Origin of the sequence: Longimicrobium sp., assembly GCF_035474595.1 — a bacterium.
Taxonomy (GTDB): domain Bacteria; phylum Gemmatimonadota; class Gemmatimonadetes; order Longimicrobiales; family Longimicrobiaceae; genus Longimicrobium.
Window position 1 is genome coordinate 124148 of sequence record NZ_DATIND010000083.1, and the last position, 16646, is coordinate 140793.

The 16646-nt window shown below is 68.8% G+C and carries 11 protein-coding genes; 6 read left to right on the forward strand and 5 right to left on the reverse strand.

Annotated features, from left to right (window positions below):
* The first annotated feature begins 346 nt into the window (after positions 1-346).
* From VLK66_RS14870 to VLK66_RS14890, 5 genes are all read left to right on the forward strand, one after another.
* On the forward strand, positions 347-1039 hold the full coding sequence (locus tag VLK66_RS14870; RefSeq protein ID WP_325310226.1) for a class I SAM-dependent methyltransferase: 693 nt from the start codon (positions 347-349) through the stop codon (positions 1037-1039).
* Between the two features lie 12 nt (positions 1040-1051).
* Positions 1052-1630, forward strand: coding sequence for a hydrolase (locus VLK66_RS14875; RefSeq protein WP_325310227.1), 579 nt, complete (start codon positions 1052-1054; stop codon positions 1628-1630).
* Between the two features lie 129 nt (positions 1631-1759).
* Complete coding sequence (locus tag VLK66_RS14880; RefSeq protein ID WP_325310228.1) at positions 1760-1927, forward strand: hypothetical protein; 168 nt, start codon at positions 1760-1762, stop codon at positions 1925-1927.
* A gap of 26 nt (positions 1928-1953) precedes the next feature.
* The gene (locus VLK66_RS14885; RefSeq protein ID WP_325310229.1) at positions 1954-2142 is read left to right on the forward strand and encodes a pinensin family lanthipeptide; all 189 of its coding nucleotides are present in this window, start codon (positions 1954-1956) and stop codon (positions 2140-2142) included.
* A 53-nt stretch (positions 2143-2195) separates the two neighbouring features.
* On the forward strand, positions 2196-2354 hold the full coding sequence (locus VLK66_RS14890) for a hypothetical protein (protein WP_325310230.1): 159 nt from the start codon (positions 2196-2198) through the stop codon (positions 2352-2354).
* A gap of 112 nt (positions 2355-2466) precedes the next feature.
* Here VLK66_RS14890 and gyrA read toward each other — a convergent pair whose 3' ends face one another.
* The 5 genes from gyrA to VLK66_RS14915 form a co-directional block, all read right to left on the reverse strand.
* Entirely contained in the window at positions 2467-5073 is a 2607-nt protein-coding gene (gene gyrA / locus VLK66_RS14895) for a DNA gyrase subunit A (protein ID WP_325310231.1), read from the reverse strand.
* 153 nt (positions 5074-5226) lie between these two features.
* Positions 5227-8337 carry a type I restriction endonuclease subunit R gene (locus tag VLK66_RS14900; RefSeq protein ID WP_325310232.1) on the reverse strand — a complete coding sequence of 1037 codons (3111 nt, stop codon included), beginning with the start codon at positions 8335-8337 and terminating at the stop codon, positions 5227-5229.
* Positions 8334-9701 (reverse strand): hypothetical protein, encoded by a 1368-nt coding sequence (locus VLK66_RS14905; RefSeq protein WP_325310233.1) that lies wholly within the window; start codon positions 9699-9701, stop codon positions 8334-8336. The genes VLK66_RS14900 and VLK66_RS14905 overlap by 4 nt, the downstream gene beginning before the upstream one ends.
* A complete protein-coding gene (locus tag VLK66_RS14910; RefSeq protein ID WP_325310234.1) occupies positions 9698-11440 on the reverse strand; it encodes a class I SAM-dependent DNA methyltransferase in 1743 nt (580 codons plus the stop codon). The genes VLK66_RS14905 and VLK66_RS14910 overlap by 4 nt, the downstream gene beginning before the upstream one ends.
* A 182-nt stretch (positions 11441-11622) precedes the next feature.
* Positions 11623-14616 (reverse strand): serine hydrolase, encoded by a 2994-nt coding sequence (locus VLK66_RS14915; protein ID WP_325310235.1) that lies wholly within the window; start codon positions 14614-14616, stop codon positions 11623-11625.
* Positions 14617-14977: 361 nt separating this feature from the next.
* On the opposite strand from VLK66_RS14915, the gene VLK66_RS14920 reads away from it, so the two are divergent.
* On the forward strand, positions 14978-16423 hold the full coding sequence (locus tag VLK66_RS14920; RefSeq protein WP_325310236.1) for a diguanylate cyclase: 1446 nt from the start codon (positions 14978-14980) through the stop codon (positions 16421-16423).
* Positions 16424-16646: the final 223 nt, after the last annotated feature.

Sequence of the window (16646 nt, forward strand, 5' to 3'; positions counted from 1 at the left end):
CAATGGGAAAGGAAAGCCCCTTGAAAAGGAATCGCATGGCCGGTTGACCTCGGGGTCGGGGGTAATAGACTCGGCGGGCGAGGCGGGGAAGCTCTTCTCCCTCCCTCGCCCGCCGGTTTTCTTTGCTACAGTGTGCGCGCGACGCGCGAAAGTGGGATGGATTGTGGGATAGGTGTGGCGGTAAACTCGGGCATTTCGGCCCGCAAAGTCCGGTAGGCTCTTCCGAAGCATCAAGGATTTTCAAGGGTTCCGGCATCTGTGCCGTTTCTTTCGCTGACTCCGTGTGATCCATCTTTTGCGATCTCCGCCGCCCGGTGAGATGTTGAGGGGACGAAAGGAGGTGGGGATGGACCTGATCGAGCAGCAGAAGGACTACTACCGCGCCCGCGCCGGCGAGTACGACGAGTGGTTCCTGCGCGAGGGGCGATACGACCGCGGCCCCGGGCACCGCGCGCGCTGGCTGGCCGAGGTGGACGAGCTCCGCGCCGCGCTGGAGCGCTTCCGCCCCGCCGGCCGCGTGCTGGAGTTGGCGTGCGGCACCGGCTGGTGGACCGAGCAGCTCGTCCGCTTCGCCGACCGGGTCACGGCGGTGGACGCGTCGGACGAGGTGCTGGAGCTGAACCGCCGGCGCGTGGGCGACGCGAAGGTGCGCCGCGAGCGTGCCGACATCTTCGCCTGGCGGCCGGACGCGGCGTACGACGCGGTGTTCTTCAGCTTCTGGCTCTCGCACGTGCCGCCGGAGCGCTTCGAAAGCTTCTGGGCGATGGTGCGGGGTGCGCTGGCGCCGGGCGGCCGCGTGTTCTTCATCGACTCACTGCGCACCGAGCTCTCCACCGCCACCGACCACCAGCTGAGCGGCGAGGACGACGTGGTGCTGGAGCGCAAGCTGAACGACGGCCGCCGCTTCCACATCTACAAGGTCTTCTATGACCCCGCCGATCTGCAGGCGAAGCTGGAGGCCATCGGCTGGCGCGCCGGCGTCCGCGCGACGGAAAGCTTCTTCCTGTACGGCGAGGCATCCCCCGCCGGCACTTCCTGATTGGAGATGGAGATGCCCGAGCCGCTGACGCTGGACGCCGCGACCACCGCGCTCGTGCTGATCGACCTGCAGCAGGGGATCGTCGCGCGCGACACGATGCCGCACGCGGCGGCAAACGTGGTCGCGAACGCGGTGCGGCTGGCGGACGCCTTCCGCGCGGCGGGGGCGCTGGTGGTGCTGGTGCGCGTCAGCTACTCCGATGACGGCCGCGACATGCTGCGGCCGCCGGTCGACAACCCGCCCCCACCCATGCCGCGCCCGCCGGGGTGGGACCGGGTCGTCCCCGAGGTGGGGCCGCGCGACGGCGACATCGTCGTCACCAAGCGCAACTGGGGCGCCTTCCACGGCACCGACCTGGAGCTGCAGCTGCGCCGCCGCGGCATCCGGACCATCGTGCTGGGCGGCATCGCCACCAACTTCGGCGTGGAATCCACTGCCCGCGGCGCCTTCGAGCGTGCTTACGCGCAGGTGATCGTCGAGGACGCCACCTCGGCCCTGAGCGCCGGCGCGCACGAGTTCGCGCTCACCACCATCTTCCCCCGCTTCGCCCGCATCCGCTCGACGGACGAGGTCCTCGCCGCGCTGCGATGAGGGGGATCGGGTGACGCATCCGCCTCCGATTTCGTCTCAGCACCACAACGCCTCAACCGCCGCGCCGGTTCTTCGCCGCGGCCCCGAACGTGCGGCGGTGGGAGGCGAACCCCGAGCCGAGGAGGAGCGATGAAGCTGAAGCTGGACGACATCCGCGTGGATTCGTTCGCCCCGCTGGAGGCGGCGCCGGAGGAGCGCGGGACGGTGCACGGCCAGGCCGCGAGCCAGCTGATCGTGATCACCTGCCGCGCCACGTGCCCCGGCAACGAAACGTGTCCGGAATGCCCGGTGATCTGAGATCCAACCCCAACCCGGAGGCGACCGTGAAGGTGAAGCTCGAGGAGATCCGCGTAGACTCGTTCGTCACGAGCGCGGAGCCGGTGGACGGGCGCGGCACGGTGCGGGCGTTCGAGGCCAGCCTGCTGCTGACGTGCCATCTGTCGTGCCCGCCGAAGTACACCTGCCCGGAGTGCGCCCCGCCGGTCATGCCGGAGCGCGAGCGGGAAGACTGATCCACCGCCGCCCACCCCGGCGCTCCACCCCACCCAACCCCCCGGAGGCAACGATGAAGGTGAAGCTCGAGGAGATCCGCGTGGATTCGTTCGCGACGGCCGCGGAGCCGTCTGCGCAGCGGGGCACGGTGAACGCCCACATGCAGACGTCGTACACGTGCAAGTGGTCGTGCTATCCGAAGTACACCTGCCCGGAATGCGCGATGCCCTGACGCCGGCGCGACGCGGAAGGCCGACATCGGATACGTCGCACGCAGAGACGCGGAGAACTTTGGTGAGTTCTCCGCGTCTCTGCGTCTCTGCGTCTCTGCGTGAGATCTGCCGTCAGGCGAACAGGTCCAGCTCGCCATCCGCCGGCGGCTCCGGCTCCTCGGCCGCGGCGGGTGGTGAAGCGCCATCGGAGGAGGGCGGAGGCGATGGGGCGTCCTCGATCTCCATCCCCTCGTCTTCCACGGCCGGGGCGAGGGCGATGGGCTCGTCGTCCTCGGGAGATTCGGGGAGCTCGCGCTCGGCCACGTGCGTGACGGCGGCGATGCGCTCGCTGCCGGTGATGCCGACCGACTTCTCGGCGGCGCCCGCGCGGCCGGACTGCGGCGCGGCCTCGGGCTTCACGCGCACCGCGCGGCCGCCGCTGGTGGTGGCCATCAGGTCCTCGCCCGGGTGCACCTCGCGCGCGGCGGCCACCTCGCCCGTCTCCCTGCTCGTTGCCAGCAGCGGCGTCCCCAGTCCCCCTCGCCCCTGCGGCACCAGCTCGTCCAGCGGCACGCGCTTGGCCCACCCGCGCTCCGTCACCAGGCACAGCTCGCCGCCCTCGCGCCGCGCAACCACGAAGCCGACGACGCTCTCGCCCTCCTTCAGCTTCATCCCCCTCACGCCCTGCGCGGCGCGCCCCATCATCGGCACCTCGCTCTCGGCGAAGCGGATGGCCCGTCCGCCGCGGCCCACGAGGATCACCTCGCCCTCGCCGTCGGTCACCCGCACATCGGCGAGCTGGTCCTTCCCGGTCAGCTTGATGGCCTCGATGCCGCCGACGCGCGCGTTGGCGTACTGGTCCAGCGCGGTCCGCTTCACCGTGCCGTCCGCCGTGGCGAAGAGGACCGAGCGGTCGGCGCGGAACTCCGAGACCACGTGCACCGCGGCCACGCCCGCCTTCTTCCCCAGCTCGAAGATCTGCCCCAGCGCCTTGCCGCGCGCGGTGATCCCCGCCTCGGGGATGTCGCGCACGGTGATGCCGAACGCCCGGCCGTCGGTCGAGAAGACGAGGAGCGTATCGTCGGTGCTGGCCACGAAGGCGCGCTCCACGTAGTCGTCCTCGTAGCGGTCCAGCGCGATCCGCTTTCCCGCGGTCATGCTGCGCTGGTACACGGCCATGGGGATCTGGCGGACGTACCCCTCGCGGCTCACCGTGACCACCACGTGCTCGGCGGCCAGCATGTCCTCCAGCTTCACTGACTTCTCGTTCTCGTAGATCTTCGTCCGCCGCGGGTCGGCGTACTTCTCGGCCAGGTCGCGCAGCTCGCCGCGGATCAGGTCGGTCTGCCGCTCGGAGCTGGCGAGGATGGCCTCCAGCTCCACGATCCGCCGCTCCAGCTCGTCCAGACGGTCGCGCAGCTCGCGGCTCTCCAGCTGGGTCAGGCGCGAGAGGCGCATCTCCAGGATGGCCTTGCTCTGGCGCTCGTCCAGCTTCAGCTCCTTCTCCAGCTTGGCCGCGGCGGTCTCGCGGGTGCGGCTGGAGCGGATGATCCGCACCACGTCGTCGATGCGCGACAGCGCCACCATCAGCCCGCGCAGCACATGCGCCTCGTCGCGCGAGCGCTCCAGCTCCCAGCGGCTGCGGCGGACCACCACCTGCACGCGGTGGTCGCGCCAGCGCTCCAGGATGGGCTTCAGCCCCAGCTCGCGCGGCACGCCGTGGTCCAGCGCCAGCGCGATCACCCCGAAGGTGCTCTGCAGCGCCGTCCACTTGTAGATCTGGTTCAGCACCTTCACCGCGTCGGCACCGCGCTTCAGCTCCAGCACCATGCGAATGCCGTCGCGGTCGCTCTCGTCGCGCAGGTCGCTGACGTCGCTCATCCGCCCGGCGCGCGTGAGCTCGGCGATCTGCTCGATGATGCGGCTCTTGTTGGTGCCGTACGGGATCTCGGTGACCACCAGCTGCTCGCGGCCGTTGCGGCGGCTTTCCTTGTACACGCGCGCCCGCATCACCACGCGGCCGCGCCCCTTCGTGTACGCGTCGCGGATCCCCGCCGTCCCCACGATGATGCCACCGGTGGGGAAGTCCGGCCCCGGCAGGTGCGCCATCAGGTCGTCCACCTCGCAGTCGGGGTGGTCCAGGAGATGGAGCGCCGCGGCCACCACCTCGCCCAGGTTGTGGGGAGGGATGTTGGTGCTCATCCCCACCGCGATCCCGCTCGATCCGTTTACCAGCAGGTTGGGGACGCGCGCCGGGAGGACGCGCGGCTCCTGCAGCCGGTCGTCGAAGTTGGGGGCGAAGTCGACGGTGTCGCGGTCGATGTCGGCCAGCAGCTCCATCGCCACCGCCGACAGCTTCGCCTCGGTGTAGCGGTAGGCGGCGGCGTTGTCGCCGTCGATGGAGCCGAAGTTCCCCTGCCCGTCCACCAGCGGGTAGCGCAGCGCGAACTCCTGCGCCATGCGCACCAGCGAGTCGTACACCGCCGTGTCGCCGTGCGGGTGGTACTTGCCCAGCACATCGCCGACGACCGTCGCGCTCTTCTTGTACGGCCGCGCGGGGGTGAGCCCCGCCTCGTACATGGCGAACAGGATGCGGCGGTGCACCGGCTTCAGCCCGTCGCGCACGTCCGGCAGCGCCCGCTGCACGATCACGCTCATCGAGTAGTCGATGAACGACTCGCGCATCTCGTCTTCGATCAGGCGGGGAAGTACGCGCTCGCGCTGCGTGGTGGCGATCATCGAGTGGGTCTGCGTGTGGGGCCCGCGTGTCGGCACTGCTCAGGACTGCCGGTGGATGCAACAGAATGCGCCCCGCGCGGGGCTGCGGAAAGGTGCGCCGGGGATACACCGGGCGCAAGGAGATGTTCGGGGAGTTTTCGGGAGGTGGGACGCTCAGGCTGCTTTCTGGCGGAGACTCTCGTAGAGGTTGGCATGGTTCAGGAGCACGTCCTGCAGACCGCGCCGGACCGATTCGGATTCCAGCGCCTGCGTGCTCATTGCGCCGTGGGCGTCCAGCGCGTCGATGATGGCCTTCAGCAGCTCGGACTTCAGGTCTGGAGAGTTGGCGAATTGCTCCTTGGTGTTGCTGGCGGCCTGCTGGATCAACGTCTCGGATTCGAGCAGCTTGCCCTTCAGCACCTGGCCGACGTACACCAGCTTGTCTTCCTCCGTAAGGTCACCCTGGAACAGTTCGTTCACCCGTGCGATCATCTCACGCAGGTACACGCGCTCCTGCTCGCGCAGCACGCGCGTCCCTGCCCCGGTCATCGGCTGGATCGGGACCGCTTCCGGCTGGAGCTGCATCGGCGCGCCGCCCCGGCGCTTCAGCGTGTGGTGGGTGAGCAGGACTTTCGAGAGATCCACCCCCTCGCGCTCACGGCCGAACTCCAGGAGCGGAAGGAGCCGGCGGAAGAAGATCGCGCGCTTTTCCACCCCGGTGCTGCCGTAGTCGAAGATCTGCGAGAGAAAGGTGTAGAGGCGGACGTATGTGCCGATGTCCGCCCGGAACTGCTCCAGCGCGTCGCGCTCGCCGCGCGCGGCCTCGGCGGCGGCGGAGTCGTGGCGGGCCTCTGCGTCGCGCTGGGCCTGCTGGGCGGCCGTGTAGCGCCTCAGCAGCCGGTCGGCCACGGGCGCAATCGCCGCCACCAGTTCGCGCTGCTGCGCGCCTGGGCGCAGTTCGGCCTCGACCACGCGGTCCACTTCACCTTCGTCGTAGTGGCCGGCGGCGTCCAGCTTGGCGCGCAGATCGAAGACCAGGTTGGGGTCGGTGACGCTGGTCAGGGTGGCGGTGGTATAGTACGCCTGGAAGGCGGAGAGGATGTCGTCGGCCTCGTTCACGAAGTCCAGGACGTAGGTGGTGTCCTTCCCCGGGTGCGCGCGGTTCAGCCTCGACAGCGTCTGCACGGCCTGGATTCCCGCCAAGCGCCGGTCCACGTACATCCCGCACAGCAGCGGCTCGTCGAAGCCCGTCTGGAACTTGTTCGCCACCAGCAGCAGCTGGAATTCGTCGGTGTGAAAGGCGTCGCGTATCTCGCGACCCAGGAGGTTGGGGTTCAGCCCCGTGCTGCGCTCGGTGAACGGATCGGGGCCGGAGTCCGGGTCCTTCACCTCGCCCGAGAAGGCGACCAGCGTACGCAGGGGATAGCCGCGGTCCGCGATGTAGCGCTGCATGGCAAGCTGCCAGCGGACGGCTTCCACCCGGCTTCCCACCACCACCATCGCCTTTGCCCGCCCGTCCAAGAGCGGGGCCACGGCTTCGCGGTAATGCTCCACCACTACCTGCACCTTCTGGGCGATGTTGTAGGGGTGAAGGCGCACCCACGCCATGATTCCCTTCATCGCCGTGCCGCGCTCCACCTCGCGGTCGTCCATCTCGCGCCCCTCGTGCGCCAAGCGGAAGGCGGTGCGGTAGGTGACGTAATTCCGCAGCACGTCCAGGATGAACCGCTCTTCGATTGCCTGCCGCATCGAATACACGTGGAACGGCTGCGGCACGTTGTCCGGGGCCGGCTTCCGCGACGGGTCGGGGCGGGTACCGAAGCGTTCGATGGTGGTGGACTTCGGCGTGGCGGTGAAGGCCACGTAGGTGATGCCGTCCGACTCGTCCGCTCGGGTTGCCATCGTCGCCAGGAGCAGGTCCTCGGTGCTCACCTCGCCCCCGTCGGCGAGGGCCTGGACCTCGGCGTCGGTGAGAACGGCGCGGAGTTGCTTGGAGGTCTCTCCCGTCTGCGAGCTGTGCGCCTCGTCGGCCAGGACGGCGAAGCGCTTCCCTTTCGTGGCGGCGAGATCGCGCACCGTTTTCAACGCGAAGGGAAAGGTCTGGATGGTGCTCACCACGATCTTCTTCCCGGCAGCCAGTGCCTCGGCCAATTCGGCGCTCTTACTCGCGCCCTCTCCGGTGATGGTGGCGACCACTCCGGGGGTGCGCTCGAATTCGTAGATCGCCGCTTGGAGCTGGGTGTCGATCACGTTCCGGTCCGACACCACCAGCACGGTATCGAACACCTTATGGTCGTGCTCGTCGTGCAGATCGGCCAGAAAATGCGCAGTCCAGGCGATGGAGTTGGTCTTTCCCGAGCCGGCGGAATGCTGGACCAGGTAGCTCCCGCCCGCGCCCGCCGCCCTCACCGCCGCGACCAGCTTGCGGGTGGCGTCGAGCTGGTGGTAACGCGGGAATAGAATGGCCTGCACCTGCTTGCGCGCGTCGCGCTGGGCCACCATGTAGCGGCCCAGGATCTCCAGCCAGCCGTCGCGCTCCCACACGTCTTCCCAGAGGTAGGCGGTGGGATGGCCGTTTGGATTGGGTGGGTTGCCGGCGCCGCCCCGGTTGCCCTGATTGAAGGGGAGAAAGCGCGTGGCGGCGCCCTCCAGCCGCGTGGCCATGTGCACCTCGAGGTTGCTCACCGCGAAGTGCACCAGCGCGCCGCCGGGAAAGCTCAGCAGCGGCTCGGGATCCCTTCCCTGGGGGCGTGGATTGCGATCGGCACGATACTGGGCGATCGCGTCTTCCACGTTCTGGGTGAAGTCAGTCTTCAGTTCGGCGGTGGCGATCGGGATGCCGTTCACGAAGAGGACGAGGTCGATGCTGTCGTTGGTCTCCGCCCGTGAGTAGCGCACCTGCCGGACGACACGCAGGCGGTTGGCCTGGTAGCGCGCCATGATTCCGGAATTGGCGCCCAGCGCGGGGCGGAATTGCGCCAGGTGCAGCCGAGTGCGCACGCCGAGCATCTCAATCCCCTGCCGCAGCACCTCCAGCGTGCCGCGCTGCTCCAACTGGTCGCGCACGCGGCGGAGGAGCGCCTGCGTGGCGCCGGCGCCATAGCTCTTTTCCAGCGCTTCCCACTCGTCAGGCTGCGTCTGCCGCACCCACGCGATCACGTCGTCCGGATAGAGGGCCAGCGTGCGGTCGTAGCGCGCGGCGTCGCCCTCGGCATACAGCCAGCCATGCGCGCCCAGGTGCTCGCAGATCTCGCGCTCGAAGCTGATCTCCTTATGGATGCTCATGCCGCCTCCGCCAGCCCGCGCACATCGATCTTTCCCGTCACCGCCGCGGAGATCAGGGCCGTGCGCCGCTCCTGCAGGAGTGCAATGGCGCGCTCGGCTTCCTTGATAAGAGAATCCATTTGACCAGTTCGATGAATCAAATGTTCAATGATGGATTCCTGCTCCTTCAAAGGTGGAACGGGGAATCGAAAATCCATCAGTGATGCTTTGGGAAGGTTGTTCGCTAACCCATCAGCGCCACTGATTGCGCGCTCAACCTGTGTACGCATAGCATGACCGTTAAAAGCGGCGACAAAATACCGAGGATCGACACTCTTCTCCACATGTATGCGGAAAATTTTGTCTGACAACATCAAGCGCGGCCGTACTACCGCAACGAAGGCGGTTGAGCCAACCAGTGCAGGTGATCCGCTCGCTCGCGACATCAGTACATCGCCCGGGCGTATTTCATAATCCACAATCGGCGAAAGGTTTTCCGGAAGCGCCTTGTTCTCGCTGTCGATAAACACTCCACGATTCACGCATCCCGCCTTGACGACTCCCCACTCATCCGGATCTGCTTGCCTATTGTCGCAATCTGGACTCCACCCCTGCTCGATGCGTTGGATTACGCGTCGCAGTGTCGGAAGCGTCCAATGCGCTGGCACATCGCCCAGCCATTCGATCCCGGATGTCTTCATCCGCACGTGTGGATCCAAACCCTTGGTTACAGCGTGGGATATGACAGCATGCCGCTTCTCCGTCAACCGGTCAATCAGGCGCCGCTGCACTTTCATCAACGTGTCGATCTTTGCCGTCTCGCGATCCAAGAAGCCCGCGATTAGTTCCTGCTCGGCAGAAGTTGCAATTGGAAGCTCCACGTTGACCAACGCATAATGTGATAACCCTACGCGTGTGAGGCCGTTCGCCAGCACGGCAAATTTCGACTTCACGTAATTCGAATCGAACAGCCACTTTAAATATCGGCCTGAGACGCCTGGCAGGGACCGAACGAGCGCGAGATGATACCCACAAACCACTCCCGGAAGATCGTCCGGCACATAGGCAGAGATTGCGATATCATCAGCTGTTTCGGAGTCCTTTGTGATGATTGTATCTCCACGGCGCAATTCAAACTTTGCGATTTGGGCGGTCGAGGCGGTTGCGGGCATGTAATCCAGATCTCTCGTAATCACATCATTATAATAAACGTCCGTGTAGTTGCAGAGCTTGACCGGCACTTCACCTTCGTATGTCTTTTTATCTACATTGCTCAGGAATATATTACTAACGTGCTTCAGCCGCCTGATCTCCCAACACGCCGGCACGTGACCAAGCGACTCGATGCCACTGTCCTTGTATTCAGGGTAACGGGGCAAGCTCATTGCGATAGCTCCCCGATCATTGCCACGATTCGCGCGCTGACCTCCGTCAGGTCGGCATCGATTTGTTCCAACGGGCGGGGCAGCTTGAACACGTAGAAGTAGCGGTTGAACGGAATCTCGTAGCCGACCTTGGTCTTTTCCTCGTCAATCCACGCGTCGGGCACGTGCGGGAGCACCTCGCGGTGGAAGTAGTCTTCCGGCCACTCGGTCAGCGGCACGTTCTCGGTGTCCCGCAGAGTCGTGTCGGGCACCGGCTTTCCCTTCGCCTTGCCCTTCGTCCCACGCACGATCTGACCGTTCTCGTCACGCAGCGGCCGCTCCACGGTGATGGTGCGGTAGCCGAACTCGTCATTGCGGAAGATGCGCGAGATGGGCACGCCGTCACGCTCCGCCTCCACGAAATCCCGGAAGAGTGTGGTAATCGCCTCGATGTGCTCGGGCGCCAACTCCTTCCGCTTGCTTCCCAGGCTCTTCCGCATTTTCCGCGACATCGCGCTGCCGTCGATGAGCTGCACGCGCCCGCGCCGGTGCTGGGGCTTGTTGTTGCTCACGATCCACACGTAGGTGCTGATCCCCGTGTTGTAGAACATGTCGGTGGGAAGTGCGATGATGGCCTCGAGCAGGTCGTTCTCCAGCACGTGGCGGCGGATCTCGCTCTCCCCCGAGCCCGCGCCACCGGTGAAGAGCGGCGAACCGTTCAGCACGATCCCGAAGCGGCTCCCGCCCTGCGCCGCGGGGCGCATCTTGGAGAGCAGGTGCAGGAGGAAGAGAAGCGAGCCGTCGCTCACCCGTGGCAGCCCCGGTCCGAAGCGCCCGTTGTAGCCGTCGCGCTTGTGCTCCTCACGCACCGTCTTTTCGATCTTCTTCCACTCGACCCCGAACGGAGGATTGGAGAGCATGTAGTCGAAGTGCATGCCCCGCGCGCCGTCGTCCGCCAGCGTATTGCCCAGCACGATGTTGCTGACGTCCTGACCCTTGATCAGCATGTCGGCCTTGCAGATGGCGTATGACTCGGCATTCAGCTCCTGCCCGTGCATCACCAGCCGCGCGGTGGGATTGTGCTCGACGAGGTACTCATCGGCCACGGAGAGCATCCCTCCCGTCCCCGCGGTCGGATCGTACAGCGTGCGCACCACACCGTGCTTGTTCAGCGCCTCGTCGTCCTCCGCGAACAGCAGGTTGACCATGAGCCGGATCACTTCACGGGGCGTAAAGTGCTCCCCCGCCGTCTCGTTCGAGAGCTCCGCGAACCGGCGGATCAGCTCCTCGAACACTGCGCCCATCTGTGCGTTCGTTACCGTGGTGGGGTGCAGGTCCACGTGGGCGAACTTCTCGGCCACCAGGTAGAGAAGCTTCGCCTTGTCCAGCCGCTCCACCTGCGCGTGGAAGTCGAAGCAGTCGAAGATGTCGCGCACGGCGGGCGAGAACGCGCGCACGTACTCCAGCAGGTTCTCGCGCACGTGGTCGGCGTCGCCCAGTATCCGCTTCAGATCCAGCGCCGAGGTGTTGACGAAGTGCTGCTCGGACTTCTGGAGCATGAACGGCTCGGGGTTCAGCCCGGCGCGCTCTCGCTTCGCCTTCTCGGCCAGCACGGCCGCCTTGGTGGGCTCCAGCACGCAGTCCAGCCGCCGGAGCACGGTGAACGGTAGAATGACGCGCCCGTATTCGGATTGCTTGTAGTCACCACGGAGGAGGTCCGCCACGGACCAGAGGAACGCGGAAAGCCTGGAGTCGCTCATCGGATGGGGTTGCCTGGACCGAGCGCCTGCTCTTCACCGGCTCCAATACGTAGGCGCGGTGGTGCGGCGGGATTGGTGTGAAGGACGACTGACGGGGAACATCTTATCATCCACGTGGCACGAAAGGAACTGAGCGCAGCAACTTCCATGGGCGAGGCGCGCATCTGCTTCGGCCTCGCCCGTCACCCCCGCCCGCGCCCTCGCGTGGAGGTGCGGCGCGGGGTGCCGCGGCCGCGGCGCACCGGGCGCTTCTTGCGCGCGTTGGCCCGGGCGCGGGCACGCGCGGCGGCGCGCTCGGCGGCGGCGCGGGCCTCGGCGGCGGCGGTGCCGGGGCGCGGGGTGATGGGGATGTCGGTGATCGCCCGCGCCGCCACGTCGGACACGGCCGAGCGGATCGCCAGGATCTGCCCCTCCGTCCCCCCGTCGTACACGCGGTTCGTAAGCAGGACCACGAACAGGTCGCGCTCGGGGTCGATCCAGATCGACGTGCCCGTGTAGCCGGTGTGGCCGAAGGCGCGCGCGGAGAAGAAATCGCCCGCCGAGCTCCGCTTGGCCGGCGTGTCCCACCCCAGCGCGCGCGTCTCCACCTTCAATTGCCGCGTGGTGAAGCGCTGCACCGTGCGCGGCGACCAGATCCGCCGGTCGCCGTACGCGCCCAGGTTCAGCAGCGTCTGCGCGTAGATGGCGAGATCCCCCGCCGTCGAGAAGAGCCCCGCGTGCCCGGCCACGCCGCCCAGCCGGAACGAGTTGCCGTCGTGCACCACGTCGCGCAGCACGTACGGGCGCTCGGAGCGGATCGCGCTGGGCACCGTGCGCCCCCACCACACCAGCGGCGGCCGGTACATGGTGTTCTCCATCCCCAGCGGCACGAACACGCGGCGCGCGGCGAAGCGGTCCACCGGCTCGCCCGCGCGGCGGCGCACGACCTCGGCCATCAGGATCATCCCGAAGTCGCTGTACACCATCTTCGTCCCCGGCTCGTACACCAGGTCGGTGCGGTAGACCATCTGCAGCGCGGCGTCGGCGTCCGCCGCGCCGTTGTACAGGTCGTCGCCCGCGGGCAGGCCGCCGGTGTGGGTCATCAGGTTCCACACCGTCACGTCGCCGCGCCCGCCGCCGCGGAACTGGGGGAGATAGCGGTAGACGGGCTCGTCCAGCCGGATCTTCCCGTCGTCCACCAGCGCCATCACCGCCGCCGTCGTCCCGATCACCTTGGTCAGCGACGCGAGGTCGAAGAGCGTGTTCGCGGGATCGACCGGCCCGCCCGCGACGGTGCCGTAGCCGCGCAGCTTCACCAGCTTTCCGTGCCGCCCGACGGCGACGGCGGCCGAGGTGAAGACGCCGGCATCCAGCGCGCGCTGCATCACCGCGTCGATCTTCGCCAGCGAGTCGGCGCTCATCCCCGCGTCCTTCGCGTCGCCGCGGGCCAGGCGCCGGGCGGGCGGCCACGCTCCGCGGGGATGGGGAAGCTGGTCCGCGGGGCGATGGATCTCGCCGAAGAGCGCGCGCACCGCCGCCCGCTGCGCCCGCGCCCCGGCGCCGAAGACGAGCACCGCCGTGCGCACCGCCGGCAGCGGCCGCGCGGGGTCCGCGTCCAGCGCCACGTAGACGATGCGCCGCGTCACCGTGTCGCGCGCGAAGGCCAGGCTGTCCGCGCGGAACTTCGCCGTGTCGCGCCGCGCGGCCTTCGAGGTGTCGCGCCTTGCCACGGCGCCGATGCGGTCCACGAAGCGCAGCCGCGCGGCACCGACTTCCGCGACGACCGCGCAGTCAGCGCCCGCCGACGCGAAGCTTGGGACGCGCGTCAGCAGGCCGTGACGGGCGACGACGCCGGTCCGCAGGTGCCGGAGATTGGGGACGCGCGCGGCCAGCTCGCCGGAAAGGGTGGAGACGTCCGCATCGGGCGCGGTGATGAGAATGGTCGCGCGGCACCCGGCGAGCGCGGGCACGGTCCCCAGCGCCACCGCCGTCCGCTCGAACGCGCCCCCCGCCATCTCCACCGCCTCGCGGCTGGGGAGGGGGAGACGGGTCGTGTCCGCGGGAGGAATGCCGAGCCCCGCGCGGCGCTTGGCAGCGAAGACGCGGCGCACCGCCTGGTCCACCATGTCGCGGGGGATGCGGCCCGCCTCGACCGCGGCGGCGAGCGAATCCGCCAGCGCGGCGGGATCGGAGACGCCGGCGAGCAGGTCCGCGCCCTCGCGGATCGCGGCGACAGCGCCGGGGACGATGCCGCCCATCCGCCGCGCCAGCGGGCCGTCCGCGGCCACGTCGGCGATCACCATCCCCCCGAACCCCATGTCGCGCCGCAGGATGCCGAAGGCGGTGATGCCGGAGAGCGGGAGCGGCGTGGTGTCGCCCGTGAGCGCGGGGACGGCCACGAAGCCGGGCTGCACCGCCGCCGCGCCCGCCTTCACCGCCGCGCCCAGCCAGTCCAGGTGCGACACCTCCAGCGCCGAGCGGTCCCACCGCACGGCGCGAACGCCCGCACCGGCCTCGGAAGACGAGGGGCGGAAGATGGAGATGGCGGGAAGGCGCCCGCCCTCGGCCAGCGCGCGGACGAAGGCGGCGTACGCGGCCGTCCCCGCGTCGTTCGCCGACGGCGGGGCGAGCGCGGACGAATCGCCGGGGAGCGCGGGGCCGGCCACGAAGGCCAGGTCGATCCCCATCGCCTTCGCCTCGGCCGCCGCCGCGGTGCCGGCCGCCGTGGCGAGCTCCGCATCCCCCAGCACCATCAGCCCCTCCGCGGAGGGGAGCTCCGTCGCGCCGGGGAAGACGCGTCCCGCGCCGCCGTCCAGCCGCGCGGCCACCAGCGGCGCCAGCGGCAGCTTCCGCAGCGTGTCCGCCAGCGCGGCCACGGTGCGCGCCGGGCCGCCCGTCATCTCCACCCCGCCCACCCCGTCCGTGGCCCAGCGCAGCAGCCGCGCCCGCGACGAGTCGCCCGGGGGAACGGAGGGCGTGAGCGGCGCCGCGCGCACCATCAGCAGCTGCGCCACCTTCTGCCGCGTGGTCATGCGCGCCAGCCGCGCCTCGCTCCACGGCGACGCCGGCTCCTGGCGCCCGCACGCGGCGGCGAGCGCGAACAGGCCGAGCGCCAGCGCGCGGAGGATGGCGGCGCGCGGGCGCGGCGGCGCGGGCGCGGCCGGTGCGCGGTCGGTTCGGTTCTGCGGACGGGTCAAATCATGCACCGGTTGCGGGACTTGCCCGTTGCCGGTGGCAGGAAACGGACCGGAGGGTGGGACAAGGCTGCGTCAGAACTGTGACAAGTTTGCCGCACCGGAAACAGATGTCTCATCCGTAAATCCTGTAATCGGGGGGTTCTGCAGAGGCACGGGGCTGGCTTGGGTTTTGCCACGGCGAAGGCCAAGTCGTGCGAGGTACCAGCCATACGAGCAGGCGCGTCCGCCCCCCGAGGCGAGCGCGCGCTACGCCCCACCTTGCGCTGCATCCCCCGACAATCCACGCGCGCCCGGTCCGCCGGGCCCCAGAATGAGAGCCGGACCGCGGCCCTTTACGGCCGAGGCTGCACAGGCGAACGAGATGAGCGAAGCCCCTGCCACCGTGTTCGTGGCCGATGACAACCCGTCGATCCTGCTGGGCCTGGACCGCGCCCTGAAGGCGCGCGGCTACGACGTGCGCACCGCCGCCACCGGCGGGGCCGTGCTGCGGCTGCTGAACGAGCACCCGAAGACGCCGGACCTGGTGCTGCTGGACGTGATGATGCCGGAGCTTTCCGGGATCGACGTGCTGCGCGCGCTGCGCCGCGACGACCGCTGGGCCGACGTTCCCGTGGTCCTCATCACCGCCACCAACGACGGCGCGCTGCCGGTTTCCGCGCTGCGCGACGGGGCGGTGGACTTCCTGACCAAGCCCTTCCGGCTGGACGAGCTGCTGGCCCGCGTGGACGCGCACGTCACCCGCAACCGCGAGCTGCGCCGCGCGCGGGAGCAGGCGCGGATGCGGCTGGAGGCCATCGACCTGATCCGCGAATTGAACCGCGTGGTCAGCGCCGACGAGATGTTCCACCTGGTCACCGCGCGCACCGCGCAGGTGCTGGGCGTGGCCCGCTGCTCGGTGCTGGTGGTGGAGCGCGGCCAGCAGACGGCGCGCGTGGCGGCGAGCAGCGAGGCGCAGCTGGCCGACGGGATGCTGCTGGAGCTGGACCACTACCCAGAGGTGCGCGAGGCGCTGGAAACGGGAAAGCCGGTGGCCATCGCCGACGTGTCGGCCAGCCCGCTCTTCGACGGCGTGCGGGACGGCGCCGCCACCCCGCTGCGCTCCGCCATCGTGGTCCCCTTCCCGCTCACCGAGACCGTCACCGGCCTGTTCGTGGAGCATGCCACGGTCGACGAGCCGGAGCTGGGCCCCGAGGCGGCCGAGCTGGCCGAGCGGGTGGTGGACGCCATCGTGCAGGCGTGCGGGCGGGTGCAGATCTTCGAGCGGCTGATGCAGCAGCGGCAGCACCTGCACGACCTGGCCAACACCGACCAGCTCACCGGCGTGGCCACGCGCCGCGCGCTGGAAGAGTACCTGCGCACCGAGCTGCAGGTTGCGCGCGAGCGGGGCGAGCCGCTGTCGGTGGTGCTGCTGGACCTGGACAACTTCAAGGAGATCAACGACACCTTCGGCCACCTGGCCGGCGACGCGGTGCTGCGGTCGCTGGGCAACTGGCTGCAGTCGGAAAGCAGCCTGCGCACGCACGACCGCCCCGCGCGCTACGGCGGCGACGAGTTCGTGGTGGTGCTCCCCGGCACCGGCGCGGCGGGCGCGCTGCGCTTCGCCGAGCGGGCGCGCAACGAGTTCGGGCAGATCCCCTTCGTGTTCGGCGGGCGCGCGGTGCGGGCGTCGCTCTCCGCGGGCGTGGCCTCGTGGCCCGACTTCCCCGCCGAAACGGTGGACGAGCTGATCGCCGAGGCCGACGCGGCGCTGTACCAGGCCAAGCAGCAGGGCCGGGACCGGGTCTGCATCGCCGCCGCGGTCGGATAAACGAAGTACGAAAGTACGAGGAGTACGGAAGTACGAAACAGAACGTGCGTGAGTGCGGAAGTGCGGGAGTGCGCTGGGCTCGAGCGAGTCCGGCGCACTTTTCGTTTCCGCACCTCACGCACTTCCGCACTCACGCACTCACGCACTCTTTCATCGTACTCCCGTACTTTCGTACTTTCGTACTTCCCCTGCGGCAAGGAACCTGCGGGTCGCGCGGAACATG

Bases quoted from the DNA above. Each gene is read 5' to 3' on its own strand.
- VLK66_RS14900 (WP_325310232.1), bottom strand. From the start codon at position 8,337: ATGAGCATCCATAAGGAGATCAGCTTCGAGCGCGAGATCTGCGAGCAC.
- VLK66_RS14875 (WP_325310227.1), top strand. From the start codon at position 1,052: ATGCCCGAGCCGCTGACGCTGGACGCCGCGACCACCGCGCTCGTGCTG.
- VLK66_RS14910 (WP_325310234.1), bottom strand. From the start codon at position 11,440: ATGAGCGACTCCAGGCTTTCCGCGTTCCTCTGGTCCGTGGCGGACCTC.
- VLK66_RS14905 (WP_325310233.1), bottom strand. From the start codon at position 9,701: ATGAGCTTGCCCCGTTACCCTGAATACAAGGACAGTGGCATCGAGTCG.
- VLK66_RS14920 (WP_325310236.1), top strand. From the start codon at position 14,978: ATGAGCGAAGCCCCTGCCACCGTGTTCGTGGCCGATGACAACCCGTCG.
- VLK66_RS14890 (WP_325310230.1), top strand. From the start codon at position 2,196: ATGAAGGTGAAGCTCGAGGAGATCCGCGTGGATTCGTTCGCGACGGCC.
- VLK66_RS14870 (WP_325310226.1), top strand. From the start codon at position 347: ATGGACCTGATCGAGCAGCAGAAGGACTACTACCGCGCCCGCGCCGGC.
- VLK66_RS14880 (WP_325310228.1), top strand. From the start codon at position 1,760: ATGAAGCTGAAGCTGGACGACATCCGCGTGGATTCGTTCGCCCCGCTG.
- gyrA (WP_325310231.1), bottom strand. From the start codon at position 5,073: ATGATCGCCACCACGCAGCGCGAGCGCGTACTTCCCCGCCTGATCGAA.